This is a genomic window from uncultured Mobiluncus sp., from assembly GCF_947254095.1.
Lineage (GTDB): Bacteria > Actinomycetota > Actinomycetes > Actinomycetales > Actinomycetaceae > Mobiluncus.
Genome location: NZ_CAMYBV010000012.1, coordinates 14,108 through 39,398 on the forward strand (window position 1 = coordinate 14,108; position 25,291 = coordinate 39,398).

22 protein-coding genes are annotated in these 25,291 nt (G+C 57.3%); 10 read left to right on the top strand and 12 right to left on the bottom strand.

Annotated elements, in window-relative coordinates; genetic code table 11:
• Positions 1 to 59 precede the first annotated feature (59 nt).
• The 4 genes from Q0X47_RS05560 to dnaA form a co-directional block, all read right to left on the bottom strand.
• A complete protein-coding gene (locus Q0X47_RS05560; RefSeq protein ID WP_297723743.1) occupies positions 60 to 728 on the bottom strand; it encodes a DUF721 domain-containing protein in 669 nt (222 codons plus the stop codon).
• A 51-nt stretch (positions 729 to 779) separates the two neighbouring features.
• Positions 780 to 2,021: a DNA replication/repair protein RecF gene (gene recF / locus Q0X47_RS05565; protein ID WP_297723745.1), complete on the bottom strand. Its 1,242-nt coding sequence runs from the start codon at positions 2,019 to 2,021 to the stop codon at positions 780 to 782.
• Positions 2,022 to 2,070: 49 nt separating this feature from the next.
• Positions 2,071 to 3,213: a DNA polymerase III subunit beta gene (gene dnaN / locus Q0X47_RS05570; protein ID WP_297723747.1), complete on the bottom strand. Its 1,143-nt coding sequence runs from the start codon at positions 3,211 to 3,213 to the stop codon at positions 2,071 to 2,073.
• Between the two features lie 824 nt (positions 3,214 to 4,037).
• Positions 4,038 to 5,492 (bottom strand): chromosomal replication initiator protein DnaA, encoded by a 1,455-nt coding sequence (gene dnaA / locus Q0X47_RS05575; RefSeq protein ID WP_297723749.1) that lies wholly within the window; start codon positions 5,490 to 5,492, stop codon positions 4,038 to 4,040.
• 289 nt (positions 5,493 to 5,781) lie between these two features.
• Here dnaA and rpmH point away from each other — a divergent pair, with 289 nt between their 5' ends.
• From rpmH to Q0X47_RS05615, 8 genes are all read left to right on the top strand, one after another.
• Complete coding sequence (gene rpmH / locus Q0X47_RS05580) at positions 5,782 to 5,919, top strand: 50S ribosomal protein L34 (protein ID WP_004007802.1); 138 nt, start codon at positions 5,782 to 5,784, stop codon at positions 5,917 to 5,919.
• Positions 5,920 to 5,929: 10 nt separating this feature from the next.
• Positions 5,930 to 6,328, top strand: a complete 399-nt coding sequence (gene rnpA, locus Q0X47_RS05585) for a ribonuclease P protein component (RefSeq protein ID WP_297723752.1) — start codon at positions 5,930 to 5,932, stop codon at positions 6,326 to 6,328.
• Between the two features lie 25 nt (positions 6,329 to 6,353).
• Entirely contained in the window at positions 6,354 to 6,752 is a 399-nt protein-coding gene (gene yidD, locus Q0X47_RS05590) for a membrane protein insertion efficiency factor YidD (RefSeq protein WP_297723754.1), read from the top strand.
• Positions 6,743 to 8,068: a membrane protein insertase YidC gene (gene yidC / locus Q0X47_RS05595; RefSeq protein ID WP_297723755.1), complete on the top strand. Its 1,326-nt coding sequence runs from the start codon at positions 6,743 to 6,745 to the stop codon at positions 8,066 to 8,068. Before yidD ends, yidC begins: the two co-directional genes overlap by 10 nt.
• A gap of 75 nt (positions 8,069 to 8,143) precedes the next feature.
• Positions 8,144 to 8,824, top strand: coding sequence for a R3H domain-containing nucleic acid-binding protein (locus Q0X47_RS05600; protein WP_297723814.1), 681 nt, complete (start codon positions 8,144 to 8,146; stop codon positions 8,822 to 8,824).
• Positions 8,825 to 8,852: 28 nt separating this feature from the next.
• Positions 8,853 to 9,533, top strand: a complete 681-nt coding sequence (gene rsmG, locus Q0X47_RS05605; protein WP_297723756.1) for a 16S rRNA (guanine(527)-N(7))-methyltransferase RsmG — start codon at positions 8,853 to 8,855, stop codon at positions 9,531 to 9,533.
• Between the two features lie 273 nt (positions 9,534 to 9,806).
• The gene (locus Q0X47_RS05610) at positions 9,807 to 10,778 is read left to right on the top strand and encodes a ParA family protein (protein WP_297723757.1); all 972 of its coding nucleotides are present in this window, start codon (positions 9,807 to 9,809) and stop codon (positions 10,776 to 10,778) included.
• 3 nt (positions 10,779 to 10,781) lie between these two features.
• Positions 10,782 to 11,789, top strand: a complete 1,008-nt coding sequence (locus Q0X47_RS05615; RefSeq protein WP_297723758.1) for a ParB/RepB/Spo0J family partition protein — start codon at positions 10,782 to 10,784, stop codon at positions 11,787 to 11,789.
• Here the strand turns inward: Q0X47_RS05615 and Q0X47_RS05620 are convergent.
• The 8 genes from Q0X47_RS05620 to Q0X47_RS05655 form a co-directional block, all read right to left on the bottom strand.
• Positions 11,786 to 12,004, bottom strand: a complete 219-nt coding sequence (locus tag Q0X47_RS05620) for a hypothetical protein (protein ID WP_297723759.1) — start codon at positions 12,002 to 12,004, stop codon at positions 11,786 to 11,788. The genes Q0X47_RS05615 and Q0X47_RS05620 overlap by 4 nt on opposite strands.
• A gap of 156 nt (positions 12,005 to 12,160) precedes the next feature.
• The gene (locus Q0X47_RS05625) at positions 12,161 to 13,435 is read right to left on the bottom strand and encodes a PLP-dependent aminotransferase family protein (RefSeq protein ID WP_297723760.1); all 1,275 of its coding nucleotides are present in this window, start codon (positions 13,433 to 13,435) and stop codon (positions 12,161 to 12,163) included.
• A 260-nt stretch (positions 13,436 to 13,695) separates the two neighbouring features.
• Positions 13,696 to 14,049: a thioredoxin gene (trxA, locus tag Q0X47_RS05630; RefSeq protein WP_367178285.1), complete on the bottom strand. Its 354-nt coding sequence runs from the start codon at positions 14,047 to 14,049 to the stop codon at positions 13,696 to 13,698.
• A gap of 42 nt (positions 14,050 to 14,091) precedes the next feature.
• A complete protein-coding gene (trxB, locus tag Q0X47_RS05635; protein WP_297723762.1) occupies positions 14,092 to 15,027 on the bottom strand; it encodes a thioredoxin-disulfide reductase in 936 nt (311 codons plus the stop codon).
• Between the two features lie 139 nt (positions 15,028 to 15,166).
• Positions 15,167 to 16,087: a hypothetical protein gene (locus Q0X47_RS05640; protein ID WP_297723763.1), complete on the bottom strand. Its 921-nt coding sequence runs from the start codon at positions 16,085 to 16,087 to the stop codon at positions 15,167 to 15,169.
• Positions 16,088 to 16,237: 150 nt separating this feature from the next.
• A complete protein-coding gene (gene murJ, locus Q0X47_RS05645) occupies positions 16,238 to 17,968 on the bottom strand; it encodes a murein biosynthesis integral membrane protein MurJ (RefSeq protein WP_297723764.1) in 1,731 nt (576 codons plus the stop codon).
• Entirely contained in the window at positions 17,961 to 20,489 is a 2,529-nt protein-coding gene (locus Q0X47_RS05650) for a DUF6049 family protein (RefSeq protein ID WP_297723816.1), read from the bottom strand. The genes murJ and Q0X47_RS05650 overlap by 8 nt, the downstream gene beginning before the upstream one ends.
• A 2-nt stretch (positions 20,490 to 20,491) precedes the next feature.
• Complete coding sequence (locus tag Q0X47_RS05655) at positions 20,492 to 21,004, bottom strand: NUDIX hydrolase (protein ID WP_297723765.1); 513 nt, start codon at positions 21,002 to 21,004, stop codon at positions 20,492 to 20,494.
• Between the two features lie 114 nt (positions 21,005 to 21,118).
• Here Q0X47_RS05655 and Q0X47_RS05660 point away from each other — a divergent pair, with 114 nt between their 5' ends.
• Together Q0X47_RS05660 and Q0X47_RS05665 are read left to right on the top strand one after the other, a co-directional pair.
• Positions 21,119 to 22,642: a CCA tRNA nucleotidyltransferase gene (locus Q0X47_RS05660; RefSeq protein ID WP_297723766.1), complete on the top strand. Its 1,524-nt coding sequence runs from the start codon at positions 21,119 to 21,121 to the stop codon at positions 22,640 to 22,642.
• A 53-nt stretch (positions 22,643 to 22,695) separates the two neighbouring features.
• The gene (locus tag Q0X47_RS05665) at positions 22,696 to 24,936 is read left to right on the top strand and encodes a transglycosylase domain-containing protein (protein WP_297723767.1); all 2,241 of its coding nucleotides are present in this window, start codon (positions 22,696 to 22,698) and stop codon (positions 24,934 to 24,936) included.
• Positions 24,937 to 25,291: the final 355 nt, after the last annotated feature.

Below are 25,291 nucleotides of genomic sequence, written 5' to 3' on the forward strand. Positions count from 1 at the left end.
CCGTAAATCCCGACTTTATAGTTTCGGCAAGTTTTGGCACTAGGCCGGTTGGCCCGGTTTTAGCCGTAGGTGTCGCGCGGTCCCCGCCCCGGAACGCTGCGCGGTCCGTGGTTCCAAGACGGCACCTGGGGCCCGCGAATAATAATTTTTTTTACCACTCCCGCCCCGAGCCGCCGATTCAGTTGTTTGAGCAGTTCGGGAAGCAAATATTTCAGCTGGGTGGCCCAAGCAGTGGAGTCGGTACGGACGATGAGTTTGCCCCCCTCAAAACTCTCTACCGTGGAATGGGCCGCGACCTGGGCACCGACATATTCGTCCCAACGTTTTTTTACGTCCGCTATCTCTAGCGGAGTCTGCCACCCCAGACGCCGAGCCAGGTGTCCCAGCAGGAACCCGGCCTGCTGCGGGTCGTTACGGGAGGGACGCGACAGGTCCGTAAAACTGGCGGTGGCCGGTCCCGGGGCGGCCAACTGCTCTATCCGGTGAGGTGTGGAACCGAGGTTTTTGGCCAGGTCAGCGTAATATTTTTTTGCGATTTCGCGGTCCAGCCATTCCCGTTCACTCAAACTCTCGGCCTCTGGCGCAGCGGTGGAAAACCCCCGCACTTTCCCGCTGAGGGGGTAAAAGCCCTGGCTAAACATGAGTTCCCGGTAACGTTTCACGGCGCGGCGCGGCAAGGGGGAATGCATGGTGGGGTACAGCCCGGAATAGTCGATGCCTTTAGCCACGAGCGAGCCCTCCCCTGCTGACGGTAAAACTGTCCTGCCATTATCCTGCCATTATTGCAAAAAATCCGGTGCCGCTCCCTGACCGAGGGTCTCTACGCTGCTCTCGCGAGTTTCCGGGTCCAGGGTGACGCGGTAGAACGCGGCGTGCAGGGCGTCGGGGATTTCGGTTCCGGTGGCGGAGGTCAAAAACACCTGGTCAGCCTGGTCGATAGCCCACAACAGGGCGGCGCGGCGCTGTTCATCGAGTTCAGCAAACACGTCATCTAACAGCAGTACCGGGGCGTCAGCAAAGTTGTCGCGCAGCAGGGAAAACTCCGCCAGACGCAGGCTCAAAGCGTAGGACCAGGACTCGCCGTGGGAGGCAAACCCCTTGACCGGCAAGCCGTTCAAGGTTAGTTCCAGTTCGTCGCGGTGCGGACCGACCAGGTTGACCCCGCGCCGAGCCTCGTCGGCACGGCGCCGCTGCAGGGCTTGGTGAAACGCCGCAGTCAATGAATCCGGGTTTGACCACAGTTGTTGCTGCTCGCTGGCGGGCAGGTCGAGGGTTTTCGTGACACTGTCCGCGTAGGTTAGCCCCACCGGGGCAGGGTGTCCGGCGATTCGGGCATACACCTGGGGCAGGTGCGTGCCCAATTGGTCGATGACCCACGCCCGCGCGCTCATGATTTCCACCGCTGCCGGAACCAGGGCATCATCCCAGATAGACAGCTGAATTTCATCGATGGGGGCGCGGCGTTTCGCCAGGTCTTTCAGGTAAGCTCCGCGTTGACGGGCGACTTTCGTGTATTCGCTCAACGTCCCGGCTAGGGTCGGGCGCAGCTGGATGGCGATACGGTCCAAGAATGTGCGGCGCGCGGCGGGGTCGCCTTGCACCAGCTGTAAATCTTCGGGAGCAAACAGCACGGTCGAGAGGTGTCCCAGCAGGGAGCGCGGGCGCACGTTGTGCCGGTTTATCATGGCGCGATTGGCCCGACCGGCCAACAGTTCAATCTCTAACAGTTCCCCTCTAGCCTCGGGATCTGCCGCATCGCTACCGGGGTGAATCCGGGCCCTAATCACGCCCGCACTCGGGGGCGCGGTGGGGTCGGCCGTGTCTCCGGTTTCGCGAAAAATCAGGCCCGCATCAGTACCAATCCGGTGCGAAGCCAACACCGCCAGGTAGTTTAACGCCTCTAACAAGTTCGTTTTTCCTTGCCCGTTGGCGCCGACAAAGACGTTGGCTCCCGTAGGAAAGTGCACAATCACCTGACGGTAGGAACGAAACCAGTCCAGAGCCAGGTCGGAAACAAACACGCGCCCCCCAAAAAAACCTCTCTTGACCTACCCCTTGTGAAGAAAACTTTTAGATGCTGGTGCGGATGGGCATAATCAGGTAGCGGAACGTCAGGTTGTCGTCCCCAGTTTCGTCCTTTTGACCGGTGATGACCACGGGTTTAGCCTCATCTTTGAACGACAGGCGCGCATAGGGTTCATCGATAGCGCCCAAGCCTTCCAGCAGCATTCGCGAGTTGAAAGACACCGCGATGTCCGGGCCGTTCAGCAGGGCTGGAATCGTTTCAGTGGCGCTGTTTTCCCCGCCGTTACCCGCCAGGAATTCCAGCTGACCGGAGGTGAAACGTAGGGAAATTTGTTGATTGGAAAGGTTCGAGGACACAATCGCCACCCGTTTGGCTGTTTCGATGAACTGATCGACCTTTACCACGGCCGTAACATTAATCGGTTCGGGGAACAGACGGCGCACGTCAGGATAGTTTCCGTCGTTAATCTGGGAGGTAAACACCCGCCCGTTCGCACTCAAACCAATCAGGGAGGCGGGACTGTTGGCTGAACCTGCCGCAATTTCGACATCACCGGCGGTGGCGATGTTCTTTGTCGCATCACTCAAGTTCTTGGCCTTCACCACCAGGTCTTGGTTCCCGCCCTGGCCACCAACCCACGGCATCTCCTTCAACGCCATCCTGTAACGGTCAGTCGCCAAGAGGTAGAGCTTGTCCGGTCGCGCCTCCAAGGAAATGCCCGTCAACAGCGGCAACGTTTCGTCACGAGAGGCGGCCACCGCAACTTGTGAAACCGAATGAGCAAAAGCGGCGGCATCGACCTTCCCGGCACTGGGGGGCAACTGCGGCAACGGCGGATATTCCTCGGAATGCATCATGATGAGGTTCTGTTTGAAGGAACCACAAGTGATGTGCAGGTAGTTTTCTTCCGTAGCGAACGTCACCGTCTCGGCGCTGGTCGGCAAGGCTCGTGCCGTTTCGCTGAGCAGTTTGCCGTCCACTACCGCCACACCGGGCTCTACGATGTCTTCGGCCCCGACCGTCACGCGGGAAGAAACTTCGTAATCATAGGAGGAAAACTCGACCCCGTCCTCTCGCGCTTCGATGCGCACCCCGGAGAGCACCGCCACCGCCGGACGAGGCGAAATCGACCGGGAACTCCATGCCACAGCTTCTGCCAAAGTGTCGCGTCTCAACACGAGTTCCATGAAATTCCTCCCGAATGCTAAATGTTGTTATACAAACTCTAGCCTAAAACGGCATTCTTGAGTACTCCCGCAGGTTGCAGATTTTGCCGCCAAGCTAGCTGTGTTCACGGGCCGAGCCGAGGCTTTGATGATGGTTGGAGGTCGCAAAATTTTTAAGATTAATTACCTTCATCACCATTGTGAATTCTGTGTAAAACCCGATTTTCCTAAGCGACGGTTCAGAATCACAAATCTGTAGTTCAGTTGATAACTTTCGGGACAAAATCGGCGGGCTTGTGAATTAAATGCTGTCCACAATTTCTTCCACAGCTAATCCCCGAAAAATCCCGCTTTCTTCCCCAGCTTTGTCCACATTCGCTATTTTTGCTTGGATTTTAGGTGCGGGATAGGTATGACGTTGGGTTTTGCGCGGTTTTCCGTTCGGGGTCGCGAGAGTGGTTGTACGCGGTTTCGGGTCGGGGTCGCGGGGTTTTTAAAGAAGCCGATGATTGCCCGTCACCAAATATTGCGGTAACCGGAATGGGAGCGGGGGGAGGAACCCGTACGACGCTGGGGAGGGGGCCCTATCGCGGCGAGAGCGTAGCGGAGACGCGATGGGGGAGGGTGCTCCCTCGATGTCGCTAGGGTCCTCCCCCCGCGAGCTAAAACCGGTACACCGCAACTCCACGCCATACCTCCCCGCGACCTTAAACCGGTACACCGCGAACTCCCCCACACACCTTGTGACCTCGAGAAATACTGTCCGCACCGACCTTGTGAACAGAACAACACAGGCAGAGGCAGAAAGAAAAAGAGATGGAAAAACTGCTGAGAAAGCAGTGGAACTAGGATTCGCGGGTGGCGCGGCGTACCGCGTCGGAAATGTCGGAAACCGACTTGAACGTTTGGGTATCTTCCTTCATAGAGGCTGCGACCTTTTTGTTGGCGTGCATGACCGTCGTGTGATCGCGACCCCCGAAAGCGGCTCCGACCTGGGGAAGTGATAAGTCGGTCAGCTCGCGGCACAGGTACATGGCGATTTGGCGCGGCCCCACCACGGTGCGCGAACGGTTGGCGGAGAGCAAGTCTTCGGACTTCAACGCAAAATATTGGGCGGTGCAGTCAATGATCATTTCGGGAGTGATCTCTTTGGCGCCCTTGCCCGTCATCAGGTCGCGAATCGCCAGTTTCGCGGTTTCAATAGTGGCAGGCACGTGGTTGAGCGACCAGTACGCCGTGACCCGAATCAACGCGCCCTCCAAAGCCCGAATGTCCGAATCGACGTTAGAGGCGATGAACTCCGCCACATCGTCGGGCATCTGCAGGCTTCCGGCCTGGGCTTTTCGGCGCAGAATCGCGATACGTGTCTCTAGGCTGGGAGGCTGAATATCCGCCATCAAACCCCACTCCAGGCGCGAACGAACCCGTTCTTCAAACCCTTTCAAATCTTTGGGAGCCACGTCAGACGTGATGACGACCTGTTTTTGAGCGGTGTGCAGAGTATTAAAGGTGTGGAAAAATTCCTCGAGGGTTTGTTCTTTACCGGCGAGGAACTGGATGTCGTCGATGAGCAGGAAGTCGACCTCCCGGTAACGGGCTTGGAAATCGGCGAAAGTCTGGGAGGCGATGGCGTTGATGAACTCATTGGTGAACTCCTCGGAGGAAATGTATTTCACCTTCGAGTCTGGGTACAGTTCCAGGGCATAGTTACCGATGGCGTGCAACAGGTGGGTTTTGCCCAGACCCGGACCACCATAGATAAACAGCGGGTTGTAGGCCTTTGCCGGTGAAGCCACGACGGATTCAGCGGCCGCGGCGGTAAACGAGTTCGAAGAACCGATGACGAAAGAGTCAAAAGTGTAGGTCGGGTTCAGTCCCGTGTTTTGGTCAATGTGGAGCATTTGGTGGCTTTCCCCAGGTTCCCACACGGGGCCGGTGGGGGCGCTCGGTTGGGCGGGCTGGGGCGGAGCGGGTTCAAAAGTTTGGGGTGTGGGAGCCGTGTTACCCAGATTTTCGTCCACCGTCACAATCAAGTTATTGATGGGACGGTTCAGGACCTCACCAAACGTGGTTTTAAACAGCTCGTAGTACTTTGACTCAATCATGGTCTTGACGTCGTTGCTGGACACCGCCAAAACTGCCGCGTCTCCGGATTCCCCCAAACCTTTCGATTGGCGTATGAGTGCCAAGTCGAAGTCCCCGATTTTGCCCGAAGCACTGAGGTTTTGCAGGGCTCTAACCCAGAAATCGGTTGATCCAAGGTCGGCGTTGGTGCCGATTTCCCAGGCCGCATTGTCCACGGTAAGTACTCTCCTTGGGTCTCAATCCACTCAGATAAAACTGAATAAATCTTGCCACTCTTTAGTGAAATCCACAAAGTTATCCACAACCTGTGGACAAAGTTACAATGGTGTAACTTTGGTATGAGGTGCAGTTACATGCAAGTTTTCCATTTTTTTCCGGCCAGTGCGTGCGGCGGGACTTTTGCGCTAATTTGCAAGGAACCTGACATTTGGGCTAAATTAGAGCTTCGTCTTATGACTTGACTGCGGCCCGGGTTTGCCCGGGATTATTTTTCAGGAGAACAAAGTGACTAAGCGGACTTATCAGCCCCATAATCGTCGCCGCGCCCACAAGCACGGCTTCAGGAATCGTATGGCCACCCGTGGGGGACGGGCGGTTATCAGCGCACGGCGTCGTCGCGGCCGGAAGCGTTTGGCCGTCTAAACCCACACTGATGCTGGCCAAAGCTAACCGGCTGACTCGCGCTCAGGACTTTCGCCTAGCGATGCGCGAGGGTTGCCACGCTCACGGCCCTAACCTGGTGTTACACCAATATGTTGGAACGGGAGATGAACCGGCTCGCATCGGTTTCGTCGTGGCCAAGCGGTTTGTGAAACACGCCACCAGACGCAACCTTATTAAACGTCGGTTGCGTAGCTTGGTGCGCGGTCGCATTCAGGAGTTTCCCGGGGGTTCTGTAAACGTGTTTTATGCCAAAGCTGGCATTGCTGAGGTGAATTATTCTCAACTGGAAAACCAAGTTGGGGTGGTGTTGCAAAAGATGGGCCGCAAACGCCACCAGGCGCTTTTACATTCCCCTCAGCCCGGTTCCTCGAGTGCCCCGCGCGGGTAGACCGGTAAAAGTTAGGATAGGTGCGGTGTTAACAGGCAAGGCAGTATGGCGGTGGGGATGGAACCTGCCGGCCAATCTGGCGCGCTTGCTGATACACATTTATCAACATACTTTGTCAAAGGCGTTCGGGCCGGTTTGTAAGTATTATCCCAGCTGTTCGCATTATGCGGACCTGGCTTTACAAGTACATGGATTTTGGAAAGGCTCAGCGCTGACCGTGTGGCGGCTGCTACGGTGCAACCCCTACTCTGACGGAGGCGTGGACTATCCTCCGGTCAAAGGCTCTTGGACCAATCCGTGGACTGAACCCGGAAGCGTCAGCGCCGAAACTTATGGCTTTTTCCCCGGTCAGAACTCACTGTGGAGTGCCGGGGCGAGAGGGAAAACTATGGAAACGAAAGAAGGAGTGGTGTCATGCTGCTGAGCTTGGTCGCGGCTGCTGGGGAAGCCAAATTGTCCCTCTATGATCAGATTTTGTACCCCTTCATGTGGGTGGTGGGCTGGATTCTGCGCGGTGTCCACGAGATGCTGAGACTGTTCGGGATAAAATCCGGTGCCGGTATTGGTTGGGTGCTGGCCATTGTGGGGATGACTATCGTGGTACGACTGATTATCGTGCCGCTGTTTATCAAACAGATTAAGGCTTCGCGAGCTATGAGCCTGGCTCAGCCCGAACTGACCGCTATCACCAAGAAATATAAGGGCAAACGCGACCAGCAATCCATGATGCGCCAGCAAGAAGAAATGAAAGCCGTGCAAAAGAAATACGGCGCTTCCATGTCGGCCTCGTGCCTGCCACTATTGGTGCAGATGCCGGTACTGTTTGCGCTGTATCGCCTGCTTTTCTATATGTCGGCGGTCGCGCAAGGAACCATGCCCGAACATGATTCCATCGGCGGGATGGGTCAGGAGCAAGCCAAGGCGCTGTGGGATTCCACTTTCTTTGGCGAATCCCTGGGTCAGACCATGTTCGGTCCGACTTCCACTCTGCAGACCAAGATTGTCATCGGCATTATGGTGGCTTACCTGGTCGTGACCATGTTTGTCCAGACGGCGTTCCTCTCGATGAAGAACATGAGTGACGAACAGTTGCATTCGGATAACCCGATGGTGAAGTCCACAAAGTCCATGATGTACTTTATGCCTCTGGTCTACCTGTTCACCGGCCCGGTCGTGCAGGTGGGACTGCTCATCTATTGGGTGACTTCCAACACGTGGAGCTTGGTGCAGCAGTACTTTATGATTCGGGCCTACCCCACTCGTGGTTCGGCTGCCGCTCGGTGGCGCGCGGACGCGCACGAACAGAAGTTTGAGAAATACCGCTCTGAGCAGGAAAAACAACTGAATGCCGAGCTGGAAAGGATTGAACTCAACGAAGTGGGGCTCAATCAGAAGGGCGTTCAGGTGGCTAAGCGGGAAGCCCGGTTAGCCCATATTCACAAGTTAGAGAAGCGTCGGATGGAGCTGGGGTTGGAGGAGATCAACTTCGGTTCGGTTGACGCTCAAGGCAAAGGTGGCAGACAACAGCGAATGCAACCCGGCCAGAAAGGCTGGGAGGAATATCGCGCCCAGTTCGATCAGGACAAGGCCGAGGCCAGCGCCGAGACGGAACCTGATCCGGACGAGGTCGGCAAGGATGGTCTGACCGCCAGCCAAAGAGCTGCTAAACAGGCTGAAAGACGTGCAGCAGAACGCAAAGCTAAGCAAAAGAAATCAAAGAAGAGGCAAGGGAACAGATAGACACGAAATTTTTGAGACGGCACGACGCAGCGGGCCGCCGAGGGAAACGAGGGAACATAAAACATGAGTGAAACAATGGAAGATTTGGACATTATCGAAGAAGGCACCGAAGTCGTTGCCAATCGCGGCTCCAAGATGGAGCGGCTGGAAAACGAGGGCGATTTAGCTGCCGATTACTTAGAGGAGCTGCTGGACATTGTCGATTTGGACGGCGACATCGAGATTGACGTCGAGAACGGGCGCGCCCTGGTCGAAATCGTTACTGGCGATGCCGAGCCGGACCGCCGTTTGAAGCGGCTCATTGGCCGGCACGGTGAAGTGTTGGAAGCCTTGCAGGAATTGACCCGCCTGGCGGTGCAGTCCCAAACTGGGGAACGCTCCCGACTCATGCTTGATATTGCAGGCTACCGCTCCAACCGGCGTCTTGAGCTGCAGGAACTGGTGGAACGACTGGGCGCGCAAGTCCAGGAAACCGGTGAGCCGGTCCAGCTCAATCCCATGAATCCTTTTGAACGCAAGGTGTGCCACGACAAGGCCGCCGAGATGGGGCTGTATTCCGAATCCGAGGGCATGGCCCCCAACCGGTACGTGGTGTTGTCCCTAGATGAGGGCGACGACGAGGAGGACTTCGGGGACGAACCTTTGGATGACTTCGACAATGCTGATGAGGTGGCCGACGACAATGCAGACGACGCGCTGGACTCAGATGAGGTAGCCTTGGACGAGGATACGGACACCTCGGCTGACGAAGCCTAACCGGTAGAGGCTTGCAGAGGGACTGAACGTGACAGATTCAGTTGAGGACGAGCTGGCCGAGGACGTGCCCGCGGAGGTATCGGTTGAACCGGAACCCGCTGATCTAGCAGAAGTTTTCGATACCAGTGCTGACCAGATGCGCTACTTTGCAGACCTACTCAGCCATGAGGGTTTAGAACAGGGTTTGCTCGGTCCGCGAGAAGCGGGACGTATCTGGAGCCGCCACATTTTAAACTGCTGGGTGCTTAGCGAGTTCCTGCCCGAGGGCGTCCAGGTCGCTGATGTTGGTTCCGGAGCGGGACTGCCCGGCCTAGTGCTGGCTATTGCCCGGCCGGATTTGAGTCTCACGTTGATAGAGTCTATGGCTCGGCGTTGTGAATGGTTGCAGTTTTGTGTTGAAGAACTCGGCTTAGATAATGTGCAGATTCGTAACGCTCGAGCTGAGGATTTTCGAGGTAAACCAGCGTTTTCTCACCTGACAGCGCGGGCGGTGGGTAACCTTTCAACCCTGCTGGGATGGACCGCGCCATTGGTGAAAAAACACGGCACGATGCTGTTTCTAAAGGGCGCCTCGGTCGATGCGGAGATTGAAAAAGCGAAAGCCAACTATGTTTTCGCCAAACAAAAGGTGTCCCTGCCCGAGGTGTTAACCGTCGCAACCCCCTTGACCGGCGAACCGACCCGAGTGGTACGCCTGATTAAGAAATAAGCAATTGTTTCACGTGAAACATTTTGCCGTTTGTACGCGGCGGCGGGTCAACGGTGAGTGTTGCGGAGGGACGAGAGTTTTTTTGCCACTCGTGGTTTGCTAAATTTTCCCCAGGATAAGACTATTTTGTTTTGTGGTTGACTTGTGAAAACAATTGCCAACCGGCGCAACCACGCGGAATATCCTGTGGACAACGTGTGGATAAGTGTTTCGTGAAGATGAAATTTTTTCGTGCTCACCCATGAAGTAGACTGGTAGAAAAGAAGGGAGTTTATGGTGGCAAAAAACGAACGGCCGAAGGTCGTAGTCCCCCATCACATCGAGCGTCCGGATTCTATTCACCGGACCCTGCGTCCGCGCGTGCCGACCTCCGAGAATGAAACCCCCATCGCTCGTGAACTGCGTAAATCTATGGAGATGCGCCAGGCCATTGCCTCCGAGGAAACTCCCCAGCTGCGCCACAATCAAGTAGTCGCAGTCGCGAATCAAAAGGGCGGGGTCGGTAAGACGACCACCTTAGTCAACATCGCTATGACCCTGGCCCAGCGCGGCGTGCCGGTGTTGGTCATTGACACCGATCCACAAGGCAACGCATCGACCGCCCTGGGCATTTCCCACCACGTGGGCACCCCTTCGCTTTATGACGTGTACACCGGTCAATCCACCTTCGCGGAAGTCGCCCAGCCTTGCCCGCAACAGGAATCGCTTTTAGTGGTACCCGCCACCGTGGACCTGGCCGGCGTGGAAATGGAACTCGCCGACCAGGTGGACCGCAGCTTTTACCTGCGCGAAGCGGTCAATACTTACTTGGCGGACAAGTCCGGTTATTTGGTTCTCATCGATTGTCCCCCTTCTCTGGGGTTGCTGACCGTGAACGCTTTTTGCGCCGCTCGTTGGGTCGTAATTCCGGTTCAAGCGGAGTACTACGCTCTGGAGGGAATATCCCTCTTGACTGATACCATGAGCAAGATTCGTGACGCTTTGAACCCCCAGCTGGAACTGTTGGCGTTCCTCATTACCATGTTTGATAAGCGCACCAACTTGGCTGCCCAAGTAGAGAGCGATGTGCGCGCACACTATCCTGAACAGACTCTGCGCACCAACATACCTCGACAGGTCGCCATCTCTGAAGCACCCTCTTGGGGGCAGACTGTCATTACTTACGAAAAGAATTCGCCGGGTTCTTTGGCCTATCAAATGGCGGCATTGGAACTTTTAGGTAAATTAGCGAAAAAGGAAAACTGACACATGGCGAAAAAACGGGCTTTAGGCAGCGGTTTGGGCGCTTTGATTCCGGGTGCGCAGTCTCAGCCGCGCGGCGTGGACGTGCTGGTCCCACCCAAACCGGGAGCGAACGCGACCAAAGGCAACGACAAGGTACACGAGCTATTGAGTCCCGATGCGATGCAGCGCAAGACAGCGAAGGCACCGGACACGGCCCTGGTGCCGGTTCCTGGCATGACGGTGCAAGAACTACCTATCGCGTCAATCAGCGCCAACCGGGCACAGCCACGCGAAGTGTTCGATGAGGATGCTTTAGCGGAACTAGCGAACTCGATTCGCAGTGTCGGCATTTTGCAGCCCGTTACCGTGCGGCAAATCAGCACTGGAAAGAAACCGAAATACGAACTGGTCATGGGGGAGCGGCGGCTGCGGGCAGCAAAGCTCGCGGGACGTACCACGATTCCAGCCATCATTCGGGAAACTGCTGATGATGAGATGCGGGTCAACGCCCTGCTGGAAAATATCCAACGCGTGAATCTTAATCCGTTAGAAGAAGCGGCCGCCTACCAACAGATGATTGAGGAACTGGGGGTCACTCAAGAAACCTTGGCGAAACGGCTGTCTCGTTCCCGCCCCCAAATTGCGAACACCTTGCGGCTGCTGAAGCTGCCCGCGGCGGTACAGGTGCAAGTTGCGGCCGGGGTGCTGTCCGCTGGTCACGCCCGCGCCCTGCTGGCGTTGGAGGACGCCAACGCCATGACACAGCTGGCGCAGCGCATTGTGGCCGAGGGCTTGTCGGTACGCGCCACCGAGGAAATCGTGGCGGTAGGCGATCAACCCCAGAAAGCGGCGCCGAAAAAACGGCAAGCAACCCCGCTGAGCCCAGACTTGATGGAAATGAAAGCCCAGTTAGAAGACGTCTTGCAGACCCGAGTCAACCTGCAAGTCGGAAAGAGCAAAGGCAAAGTCACTATTGAGTTCGCCGACGGCGATGATTTAGCGCGGATTACCAAAATTATTGCCAGTCGCTAAAGCGCCGGATGTGCCTGGTTCAGAGTTTCAGGTAGGCGGTGCGTCAGCCACGCGAACGACTTCAGTCGCACAGACAGTGTCAGCCACGGCAAGCTACTCGCGTGTTCGGCCAACCCAGAGATGAGAGTCTGCATGACCAAGCCGGGGGCAGAGAGAGACAGAGCTGGGGACATAAACACCAAGGCATGACGTAGAGCACAGTGCAATTGTTTCACGTGAAACAATCCTGGGCGGTAGGTTGGGATAACACGGGGCGTCCCCGTCCGCCCTTGTGAAAACGGTCAGCGGATTAGGCGAGTAACCAGGCGACCGGGCTTGTGAAAGACTGTCGGGATAGATGAACGGCTGGCCGAGAGGCCCGGGGAAATAGTTTAGGCGGACTTGGCGGTGGAAACCGCGGAGGCTGCCTCGCCGTTAGCTACGAGAGCATTTTCCTGTTCCACGGTCACGGCCAGGCGGCGGATACCCTCGCGGATTTGCTCCTCGGGAGGATAGCAGTAGGCGATGCGCAGGTAGTCAGAACCGCGCCCGTCCGCATAGAATGCCGTGCCCGAAACGTAGGCGACCAGGTTTTGCACGGCGCGGGGCAGCATGGCATTCGTGTTAATGCCGTCGGGGAAATGAACCCAGGTGTAGAAACCGCCAACCGGATGCGTCCATGTGCAGTCGGGGAGGTATTTCTTAAGGGCTTCCAAGGTGGCGCGAGCCCGGCCTCGATACATGACCCGGAATTTGTCGACTTGGGCGTACCAATCAAAGTCGTGGAGGTATTTCGAAATGGACATTTCGGCGGCCATCGAAGGGGTCAAGATAGCGGTTTCGTTAGCCACGACGAGCTTTTGCGTAATCTGGTCGGGTGCCAGCGCCCAGCCGATACGGAACCCGGGAGCAAACATCTTTGAAAAAGAACCCAGGTAGATAATGCCCTCGGGGTTCAAAGGCTGCAAAGCGGGATAGAGGTGTCCATCAAAACCGAGCAAACCGTAGGGGTTATCTTCCAAAATCAGCAGGTGGTGGCGTTGGCAAATGTCCACGATTTGCGGACGGCGTTGCTCGGTGAGCGTCATGCCGCCGGGGTTGTGGAAGTTCGGTACGGTATAGAGGAACTTTGCTGGTCGGCCGGCCTTTTCCAGCTCAGTTGCGGCTTCTTCCAGGGCTTCGGGAATGAGTCCCTCTTCATCCATTAAAACGTGATGTACGTCACATTGATAGGAGTGGAACACCGAGAGAGCGCCGACATAGGAGGGCGCTTCGACCAAAATCGGGTCGCCGGGGTCCACGAAAAGCTGCGTGACCAGGTCTAATGCGTGCTGAGAACCGGCGGTGATGGTGACGTTGGCGGCGGAGGCGTGGATACCTTCCAGGCTCATAATGTCGGTGATTTGCTCGCGCAGCACTTCCAAACCCTGACCGCCGCCGTACTGCATGGCGGTGGCCCCGTCCTTTTCAAACATCTGCTGGAAGGAGCGCGCAATCTCACGCAGGGGCAGGTCTTTCAGGTTTGGCATCCCTCCTGCCAAAGAGACCACCTCCGGGCGGGAGGCGACGGCAAATAAGGCTCGCGTTTCGCTGATTTGCAGGTTGCTGGCGCGCACCGAAAATCGATCCGACCAGTCGTTTTGGCTCATTACAGAAGCAGAAGTCATGACACGTTCCTTAGAGAGAGTTACCTGCAAGTTTACGCTGGCGCGAAACTGAGCCAAAATTTCGGGGCAACACACCGAGATACGAATGCGGTCCCGCGCTGGGCCCGGGAGAAAGGAGTAAAGCCGGAAACCCCAGCGAAGGACCGCGGAGTAGTGTTTGTCTCTCCATTGTAAAGGTTAAAACGCAAACGCGGAGGCGAATTCAGCGCCAAAGACGCAAAGGCGTCACGGCAGGTGCGATAAGCGCAGGTTGGCTGCGATTAGGCGAGAGCGGCTTCGATTTCTGCCTTGAACTGAGAACGCGGCCGGCCCCCGATAATCTGGTGAACGACCTTGCCACCCTTGAAAATGTTGAAAGTTGGAATGGCGGAAACGCCGTACTGAGCCTGGATTGACGGGTTGTTATCAACGTCACACTTGGCGACTTTCAGGCGATCGCCAAAGTCAGCGGCTATCTGATCCACAATCGGCGCCATCTGACGACACGGACCGCACCAGACCGCCCAGAAATCCACCAGCACCGGCACGTCAGATTCCAAAACCTCGGCCGTGAAATTGCTTTCGCTCACTTCAATCGCATTGGACATAATGTTTACCTTTCTCTCATGTGTAATCTCTCCGGTCTGTCGCCGTCCGGAAGGTACTGTTCATCGGGTTCAAAGCTTAATCTGAGCGTCTTGGTCTTTAATGTAGCGGTCCGCGTCTATGGCCGCGCGACAGCCGGAAGCCGCCGAAGTCACCGCTTGGCGATAAATCGCGTCCGTGACGTCCCCCGCGGCGAACACGCCCGGCATGGAAGTGTGCGTGGAGGGTGAATCGACCCAAATGTTGCCTTGTGCATCCAACTGCAGCTGATCCTTGACCAGTTCGGTGCGCGGCAGGTGACCGGCGGCAATAAAGATGCCGCCGACCGGCACAGTCTTAGTTTCCCCGGTTTTCACGTTGCGTAACGTGACGGACTCCACCTTGTCCGTGCCGTTGATGGACTCCACGACCGTGTCGAATTCAAACGAAATCTTTTCTTCGTTAAACGCCTTGGCCTGCATAGCCGCGCTGGCCCGCAGTTCATCGCGGCGGTGCACCACCGTGACCGAGGAACCGTAGTGAGTCAGGAACACGGCCTCCTCCATCGCGGAATCCCCGCCACCTACGACCATGATGGGTTGATCGCGGAAAAAGAACCCATCACAAGTAGCGCAGTAGGACACTCCGTGGCCGGCATGCTCCTCTTCGCCCGGAACGTCCAAAGTGCGGTAACCCGACCCGGTCGCGATAATGACCGTGCGACCCTGGTGCGTACCCTCATCAGTCACGACAGTCTTAATATCGCCGCGCAAATCCAGCTTCAGGGCGTCCTCATAAATAACCTCAACACCGAAACGCTCAGTTTGTTCCAGCATTTCCTGCATCAGGTCGGGGCCCTGGATCCCGTCCTTGAAACCGGGATAGTTTTCTACCAAGGTCGTGTTCATCAGCATCCCACCGATGTTCATGGACCCCGCCACTAGCAGTGTTTTCAAGGCGGCTCGTCCCGCGTAAATCCCCGCGGTGTAACCGGCCGGACCAGAACCGATAATAATGACGTCGTACAAAAGGACTCCCTATGGTAAGAAAACAGTAGATGAGATTTATTGTAGCTGTGAATCCTTACCAAGGGGATAGAATTCGCTGAGAGCCAAGCGAAAACTGTGACGAAAGCCACCTGACTTGGGAAAACCCCACGAAGAAAACCTAACCGAGGACTTGAATCTCGGAAATATTCAAACGATACTCGCCGCCGGCAGCGGTAGGCATCTCGGTACACCACAAAACCAGGCTGTTCGTTTCCACCGGCTGAGCCAGATGGTAGGTGATTGTGGAAGATAAAGGCTGGGCCCCTAGGACAGTAGCCTGCCGGAAATTCTCGGCATTGCCTTGGCGCAGCTCCAGATTTCCTCCCGTCGAGGCGGAGTTGACCACAACCTTCTTAACCTTTACCGGGGAGTCTCCGAGGTTTATCACCAGACCGTAGCCGCGTCCGCCAGCCAACACTGCGGATCGCAACGCCGCACTACGCCAGGACGTCTCAGCCTTACCGTCAATCGCTAAGCCCGCCAGTTCGGGATGGTCGTAACCGTCGGGCAGACCCGAAACCGAAGCCACACCGGTTATGGGCAGCGGGGTCGGTTCGGCTTCGGGAAGCACCTGCAAGTCAGGGACTGGAGACAGATCCAGGGAAGTATCGGCTTTCAGTGATGAAGAATGCGGCCAGAACCAGGCAAACAGCGCCAACACGGTCGCCACTACCACCCCCAACACCGCTATTTTTATGGTCAAAGCCGATTCGGCAGCGGGGACTTCCTCATGGTTAGGGGTGTAATCGGTGGCAGCCTGGCGTGCATTGGTGAGGCTGGTGTTCAAAACTTCGGTGGTTCCCGCTTTCCAGGTGGACCAGTCTTTGCGCAAGCGTTTGCGGTCAGCGCCCCAGGATTTGCCGGTAACCTCGTCAATGACGTCCTCACCGGTCAAGGTATCTTCGTCAGGCACGTCAATGACGTGTTCCTCAGATTCAGCCGCTTGGGGCGAATCGTTGAATAGTGGAGTGGGCTGGGGAGGAACGCCGGCAGAGACAGAACGGAACACCGGTGCGCCATTTGACTTGGTGTTATCCACGCCGCCCCCTTAATCTCAGCCGACTTATGTATTTTAGCCTGTGATTGAAAACCGCGGCAAAACATAGAGAATTTCCTCTAATCCGGTAAAACTGGGATAAATTCACACATTTGCGTGATATCTCACGAAAGCCGAGAAGTTTGTCACGGGCTAGTGCCGGCGGAGCTTCGCAGCGAATCCCCGCACTTCGCGCACCCGGAAAAACCACAGCACTGCGAAGTATAGGGGAGCCATCACCAGCGCCACCACCAGGCAACGCCACGCCCCGAAAACAAAAGTAGCACCGTAAGTCCAGTTCGCGCCGGGAGCAGGAATAACGAAAGTCAACAGCACCCAAGCTGGAATCCCCGCCACGACTACCGCCACAAACAAACGCAGGTAATGACCGAGAACCTGGGTAAACACGGCTTTTGAAAAACCCCGGCGGCGCAGCATAACCAGACCCAACAGCGCCGAGGTGGTCAGGGATAGCGGCTCGGCCGCGGCCGTAACCGGAACCCAGAAAGAGGGACTGAGCAGGATGTACGCAATGAAACCGAGAATGGCAGTCAGGAAGGGGAAAGGCAGCATCAGGAAAAACTGGGTGCGAGTGTCCTCCAGCGAATACAGGGCGCGGGAGGTGGTGGAAAAAATGACTTGCCCCGGAATGCCCAAACTCAAAATGATGAGGATGACGGCCAAAGCTTGGGCCTGCTGGGGAGGAAGGGCAGTGGCGGTGACATTGGCCAAGGGCAGCGCTCCCACAATCAACATACCCGCCAAGAGGAAGTTGAACAGGCTGGACAACCGGGCGGCATGCAGGTAGTCCTCAGCCAAAGCTGGGATGTCGTCCCTGGTGGCGTGCAGAGCCATGGAAGTGAAGACCGCGGTCGTCACGGAAATCGTCACCAGGGATTGGGGCAGCATATACAGCGTGTTGGCGTATTGGTAGATAGCGAAACCGGGATAGAAATTACCGTCCAGCTGACCGGCGCCGTTGGCCGCTGAAGCGATACGCGCCACTATCAAATTCATGAACGTATTGGCTATTAGGCCCGCGAACGCCCAGGCCGCAACTCGCCCGGTGTGACGAAAACCTAAACCGTGCCAGTGAAAATTGGCGCGCAGCCGGAAACCGAGGTGCATCAGGGGAAACACCAGGATAATTGCTTGCAGGACGATACCCAAAGTCATGGAACCGGCCAAAAGGGCAATCCGGGCCGCATCCCACTTCGACACATCAAAGTCATGAGCCGGAGCAGTGCCGTAAAAGTTGATGAACACCCCGAGCCCGGCAATCCCCACCAGGTTATTCACCACCGGAGACCACATGTAGGGACCGAAACTGGACAGGGAGTTCAACACTTGTCCCAGCAGGGCGTAAGTGCCGTAAAAGAAAATTTGGGGCAGACACCACAGCGCAAAAATGACGGTGAGGTTAAACAGTTTCGGCTGCATACCCCCCGCGAACAGCATCACCAGGGGCCAAGCCAGAGCCACCGACAGTACAGTCAAACCCAACAAAGCGATAGAAGCGAGGGTGAGCAGGGCGTTTACCCGATCAACGCCCTCTTTACCGCTGTTGTTCGCCAGTGCGCGCACGATGGTAGGCACCAGAATCGCGTTCAAAATCCCGCCCGCCAGCAGGTTATACAGCGTGTTGGGCAGGATGTTGGCGGTGTTGAAAGAGTCGGCGATACCGAACCCGCCAATGGCCACCACCAGCAGCCATTGGCGCACGAAGCCCAGCGCGCGGGACACCAGGGTTCCCGCCGCCATAATGGCGCTGGATTTGCCCGTTTTCGTATTTGCCACCCCGTCAGCGACTTTGCGCAGCTGCGGGGAGTCTTTCGGGTTCGGGCTGGAATCCGGCACCGGTTCATTCATCGGGTTTTCACTCACGCCTGTCTCCCGTTTTGAGCTTACGGTTCTTTGGGCCTTTCACGATACGCCGGACTATCCCAAAAACCAACACGGCAGCCAGCAAGCCAGCCACAATGTAGGTTCCGGTGGACTCCCATTCAGCCCTGACCCGCACCTGGATAGTTTCCGCCGCTCCGATGCTTTGCCCCGCCGGGTTGGTCAGCTGCACGGTGACCTGCACGTCTCCCGAACCGACCGCTTTCACGGGAATGCGGAACTGGCCGATGGAATGAGGCGCAATCGTGAGAGTCTCGACCTGACCGAACTGCAGGCGCGTATCCGTTGGGGTCAGTTTCAGGCGCACGCTTACGGCTTGGTCCCAGCCGTTGGAAACGGAAATCGGCAGTTGGGCGCTCTTATCGATGAGGTTGATGACCGAAGCCGGTTGGGCTTGAACCAGGCCAAGCAGAGCAGTGGACACATCAGGATCAAGCGTATTCGGGACAATGTCGAGATCAGCTGGGTTTTGCGGATGGCGCGCGTGCTCAATGGCGGTCTGTTTTTCCGCCGTGGTGCCTGTCGCCCAAATCAGCCCGTCAGGGGCGGAACCCGCACAAGATGCACAGTTGCTAGCGACTTGAAGTGCGTCAAACATGAGTTGGAAACGTTGCGGGTCAGCCATGGTAGCACTGAGAGCCTCGGCGGCTTTCAGATTATTGGCCGCAGCTATGGACGGGTTGGAATACCAAATCACGCTGGAAAGGTTACGTTTCGGGTCGGGATTAGTTGAGCCAGAGGTAAAAATGCTTGGGTCAGTCGGTGCCGGGTAAGGGTCAGGCACAGTCACAGTTACCGGGTTAGCTGGGGTTTTACCCGCAACTTTGGGGCTGTCGGGGCGAACCGTGTTCCAGGCGGGGAACGTCAACCAGCGGGCCTGTGTCAGCCCCTCCATGACGGCCTTTTGAGCGGCGTTGGCACTGTAATCGCGCTTAGCACCCGCCGCAAACAGGCGCGGGGCGAAAGGACGCTGCCGGGTCAAAACAGCGGTTTGCGCCAAAGCCCACTGACGGGCAGCCACCGGGGAAAGTTCGGTGGGCGAATCCGCGCCACCGGCTGGTGTTATGCCCGAAGCATTGGCAGCGATTTTGTTCGTGCTGGCAGTGCCGGTTTGGTCGGCCGGATCAGAGGCAGGAAGCCCGTTTAAAAGGCGCGAAAGCTGAGCATCCAAAGTCCATCCGAGGCTTTGAATCGCCATTTCCTCATGTCGGCCGACGAAGTTGATAAGACGGCGTGAATCCGGGTCATAGGACAGATGACGCAGGTCATCACTGAATCCCGAATCGGGGGACAAAATCATAGGGCGGTCCGCACCCCACAGCAGGTTTTCACCCGCCACGTCCCCTGACGGCTTGTATTTTTGGCTGAAATCGGGCCACAACAGAAGGTTTGCCCGGTAATCGGGAAGTTTTTCGCTGACTTTTTCGGCCAAGTCTGCGGCGGCTTTGTCAAGGCGTGAACGGGAGGAATCATCCAACCAAGACGTGTTCGCGGCCGCAAAGTCACCCGGAGGAAGATAAGCAATGGGTTGTTTTCCACACAATCCGCCCGCCAGACTGTTGGCCACACTGGGCTGGGTCGGGGTTGGGTGCGGGGTTTCGGCAGCTGGTTGGGTCGGCCCGTTTTCAAGGTTCAATAGGTTCGCCGCGTCGTTGATGCCGTTCAGTTCCGGTTCCAAAAGGAGCGGGTCAAAAACGGGGGTCAGTCCGGTGGCGGTGGCCAGTTCGCAGACTGTTTGCATCCGGGTACTGCTCACCTCAGCCAGGTTCGGCAGCGGCCAGGTCGAGGCCAAAATGTCAGCTTTGGTGGTGGTGAGTGGCACGAAAGCCAGCAGCTCGCTGGGCTCAAAGGCCGCCCCGGAATCCCAGAGCAAGAAGGACCGGTCCTGGGCGCTGTGGGACACATCAGCGTCAGACGCTTTGTTCGTCCCGGCAGTGGCCGAATCCGGGGTAAAAGTCAAGGTCAACGGCCGAGGTCCCCACCGATCCGAGCCCCCCAAGGGCAAATCAGTCACTGGCACCCGCAGCGTCACCTGCTGGGGTTTGTCCGCGGTGAGGTGGGTAATTTGCTGGGTCGAGACGGTTTGGAGGTTTCTCTGCAAACGCGCGTCATTGTCCCGGGCGTCCATCCACTGGTTCAGTTCTTCGCGCGTGATGGGGGTTTGGGTCGAAACTTCGAGACTGAGCGTGCCCTGGGAGGCTTGGTGGTAATCAGAGTTGACCTCCAACAGGGCGTTTACCGTCAATTCCGTGGTGTCCGGCGTCACTATGGGGGTCATCGCGGTGATTTCCAGGTGAACGCCCTGATGGTTAAAGCCCGGACCGCAAAAGGCAGGGGCGGAGCGTGAGCCGGCCGCGGACCTACAGGGGCTGGCAGAAGGGGTGGGGGAAGGTTTTTCCGTTTGGGCCTGTGCCAGGCCGGGCGTGCCGCCAGCCAGCGACACGACAGACAACGCCGCTAACCCGAGAAAGACGCGGGAAATGAACGGAATCGACCGGTGCACCTTCAACTGTGCACCCCCAACATTTTTCGAGCCAACGCTCCGATGCGGCGTTCGGCTGGGAAAGCCAAACGTTTGTCCAGCAGGGACAGCGGCACCCACTGGGCGGTGCAAGCCTCGTGGTCCGGGTCATGCTCAGCCGTAATCTCACCACCGGTCGCCTCCAGTAAAAAGTGGTGAACGACCTTGTGAACCCGCCGGTCAGGGCCGGAAAACCAGTAATCCATCGAGGAAAGGTAACGCACCGGACGGCACTCGATGCCGGTTTCCTCCTGGACTTCACGAGCGGCGGCTTGGGGGATGGTTTCCTCCGGTTCCACGTGCCCTTTGGGCAGCAGCCATTCCAGACGACCGGCGCGACCTTGACGCAAAATCAACGCGGCGCACACCTTTCCCTCAATGAGTTTCACCGCCAGCCCTCCCGCGCTGACCTCTTCCACTATCGGCAGCAGGCGCCCCGAACGCGACCGGTAAAAGCCCTCGGGGACGGGCTGATTCGATTCCGGCGCGGCTGACATACGTCGATTTTATATAAAATAGTGCCGAGGTTTTTCTAACCGGTTGAAAACCCGGTAAAAAGTCTAGGTAATAGGCCAATCATTGTGAGGAAAACAGACCCAGAAAGGAGGGCCATGATCGAAACGACCGCGAAAAACGCACTCCCGACCCAAACTTGCCCGGCCGCGGCAGGGGAACAGTCCGGTACGAAGGCGAGCCGGCAGGACGCGGTGCGCCGTGCGCTGGAGGCGAAAGTGGTGCCTCTCGGAGAGGTGTTCGCCGCCGCGGGCTTTGAGATTGCGCTGGTTGGAGGGCCGGTTCGCGATGCCTTGCTGGGAATCACCCCCCACGACTTGGACCTGACCACTTCGGCGCGTCCCGATGAAACCGAGGCGGTACTGCGCTCGTGGGCGGACGCGGTGTGGGACGTGGGACGCAACTACGGCACCTTGGGAGCCCGCAAAGGCGATGACGTGTTCGAAATCACGACCTATCGCAGTGACGACTACCAGCGGGATTCGCGCAAACCCACCGTCAAGTTCGGCGACACCCTGGAGGGAGACCTGTTCCGCCGCGATTTCACGGTTAATGCCATCGCATTGCGCCTGCCTACCCTGGAGCTGGTGGACCCTACCGGGGGGCTCAACGATTTAGCGGCCGGGATTTTGCGCACCCCTATCGACCCGGAAGAATCATTTTCTGATGACCCCCTGCGGATTATGCGTGCGGCCCGATTCGCTGCCCAACTTGAGTTTGACGTGGATTACGAAACGATGCAGGCGATGGAAACGATGCGCGAGAGGCTGAGCATTGTTTCTCCTGAGCGCGTCCAGGCCGAACTGTCCCGCCTGATGACCGGCAAAGCGCCGCGCCGTGGGCTGGAGCTGATGGTTTATACCCAACTGGCTGACCAGGTCTTGCCCGAACTAATGGATTTGCTGGACATGCAAGATGAACACAAACGTCACAAGGACGTGTGGGAACATTCCTTGACCGTGCTCGACCAGGCGATTGCTCAGGAGACCGGGCCGGACGGGCCGGTGCCTGCACCGGATTTGGTGCTGCGCCTAGCGGCGATTTTGCACGATATTGGCAAGCCCGCGACCCGGCGTTTCGAGGCCGGCGGGGTCGTGACTTTTCACCAGCACGACGTGGTCGGCGCCCGGATTACCCGTGCCCGCCTGAAAGCCTTGAAATATGACAAGGCGACGATTCGTGATGTGTCCCGCCTGGTCGCCCTGCACCAGCGGTTTCACGGCTACGGGGAACAAGTGTGGACCGATTCCGCCGTGCGCCGCTACGTCACCGATGCCGGTCCCCTGCTGGAACGCCTGCACCGCCTGACTCGTGCCGACTGCACGACCCGTAACGTGAAAAAAGCCCACCGCCTAGCGGCCGCCTACGACGACCTGGAAACCCGGATTCGGGAGCTGAAAGCCCAGGAGGAACTAGACGCGGTCCGCCCCGAACTCAACGGGGACGAAATCATGGAAATCCTGGGGATTCCCGCCGGCCCGGACGTCGGCAAAGCTTATCGGTATCTGCTGGCCTATCGGATGGAACACGGCCCGGTCGGACACGATAATGCCATTGCCGTTCTGCGTGACTGGTGGGATAAATGGCACAATGGTACGAAAGAGCAGGACAAAGCGCGGTAACCCCGCTTCACCGCTTAGGGTGAATCGGGAAAACTGTGGCGAGGACAGGTAACATGGCAAAGGCAGCGCGACCACGCACAGTAACTGGGCAAACAGTGCGACAGGTGCGTCCCAAACGGCGCAAACACCACTATGTTCGCAACTTTTTCCTGACCTTGCTGTTCCTTATCATTCTGGGCATTGTGGGTGCCTTGGCGACGTTCTTGGTCGTCTATGCCACGACCGAAATACCGAAACCCGCCGAGTTCGCACGCGCCCAAGTCACCTCCGTGTACTATTCCGATGGAACCACCGAAATCGGCAAGTTCGCCGAGGTAAACCGGGAAATTATCGAAACGAAAGACCTGCCCAAACAGATTGGCAACGCGGTCGTGGCCTCGGAGGATCGCACCTTCTGGACCAACTCTGGGGTTGACTTGCGCGGCATCGCCCGGGCTTTCCTCAATAACGCGCGCGGCGGGGCGACGCAGGGCGCTTCCACGCTGAGCCAACAGTACGTGGAACGCTACTACATGGCGGAAAACACGAACCAGGGAAACGTGGTGCAACGCTACTGGGCGAAAGCCAGAGAAGCCATTATGGCGTTGAAAATCAACCGCCAGCAGGAAAAAGACGAAATCCTGGGCAACTATTTGAACACGATTTATTTCGGCCGCGGATCCTATGGGATTCAGGCTGCCGCGAAGGCTTATTTCGGTAAGAACGCCAAGGACATCGATTATTCCGAGGCGGCCCTACTGTCCGGCATTATCCCGGCGCCTTCCGCATACGATCCGGCCGTGAGCCAGGAACTGGCGGAAAAACGGTGGAAACGGGTCATTAAGAATATGGCCGCTGATGGGTATATTACCCCGGAACAGCAGGCATCGGCGCAGTTTCCGGCCACGATTCCCCCCACCCAGAGCGTGCAGGATTTCGGGGGGCTGAACGGCTATTTCATGTTCCAGGCGCGTCAAGAGCTGAAAGATTTGGCTGGCTTGAGCGAGGAACAAATCGACACGATGGGGCTGAAAATCATCACGACTTTAGACAAAGATAAAGTCAAATTGATGGAACAGACGGTGGCGAAGCTGCCGTCGGGTCATTCGGAGAACTTGCACGTCGCGATGATTTCCACTGATCCGAAGACGGGGGAAATTATTGCGGAATATCCTGGTGAGGACTATCTGAAAGTCCAAATCAATGCCGCCACCCAGGAACACTTCCAGGCTGGGTCGACGTTTAAGCCTTTCGGGATGATTGCCTCCCTGGAACAGGGCGGGTCGTTGAACGACACCTACCCGGGGAACTCCCCGCAGACCATTCAAGGCGTGCCAATCAGGAACTTCGCCGGAGTCTCATATGGAACGGTCAACTTGGCACAAGCTACCGCGAAATCTATCAACACGGCCTATGTCGCTTTGAACGCGAAGGTCGGACCGTCCTTGACCAAGGAAGTGGCGATTCGTTTGGGCTATCCCGAAAACACCCCGGGCCTGGACGATGCTCTGACGAACGTGCTTGGTTCGGCTTCTCCGACGGCGGCAAATATCGCCGAAGCTTACGGAACTATTGCCAACGAGGGCAAACGTGAGACTGTCCACATGATTCGCCAGGTCACGGACACTTCTGGGGACATTGTTTATATGCCGTCTTTCTCGGCGGACCAGGTCATTGAACGCAATGTCGCCCTTACCGCCACCCAAGCCTTGACGGGACCGTTCCAGGCGGGAGGCTCCGCGGTGAAAGCCCAAATCGGCAGGCCCTCCGCCGGTAAGACCGGATCGTCCACCGATAACAAGTCTGCGGTTTTCGCCGGATTCATCCCCCAAGTGGTGACCATTGTCGGTCTGTATCAGTCCGGACCTAACGGGGAGGAACAATCCATCTCACCGTTTGGCGGCATTCGCGAAGTTACCGGCTCTACCTGGCCGGCGTGGCTGTGGAAACAATATATGTCTGGGGCCGTGAAAGGCCTGGAAGTCGAGCAGTTCGCGAAAGCCCAAAAACTCAAGAAAGTGGAAGTGACCCGGTCGGAGGAACCAAGCCCCACCGAGACTGAACCTTCACTGCGTCCCAGCCCCGATGAGTCGCTGTCCCCCAGTCCGTCCCTGTCGCCTTCTCCCGCGACGCCGCGCAGTCCGGGGAACCTGCCCTCGAACGAGCCGGGGAATGGTTCGGGTGGAACCGAGCCCAGTCCCACTATTCCGGGCACTTCCGGTTTCGTTCCCAACCCTAGTAATACGCCAGTTCCCCCCAATCCGGCACCGGGTGGGGAAGGCGGCGCGACCGAATCGGGCGGGCCCGTCACCTAACTGGTATTGATTTCACGAGTCCGGTGGGCCAGCTACTCTAACATTGTTACAGTACGTTACAGTAGCTGGCACGAGGGCGGGTCGGCAGTTGATATATATGCTGGTGGTTGGCGCTTTGAGGGGTGGCAGGAGTCTAACCCTAAAATGTTAGAGTAGGTGTTACAGTAGCATATTGCGGGCGGGTTGAGACGTTTTTCCGACTCCACAGGGGGGTAAGTCCTCCAGCTTGGCATTACCCAACCCGCGAATTGGCTAAAGGGAGCGGAAAACGTTAGAATCGTAAGGCTGTTTTGGCACCGCGCCAGGACAGCGACTCCTGCTCCGGAGGGACCGGGGCCGTTAAGACCAAAGGAGA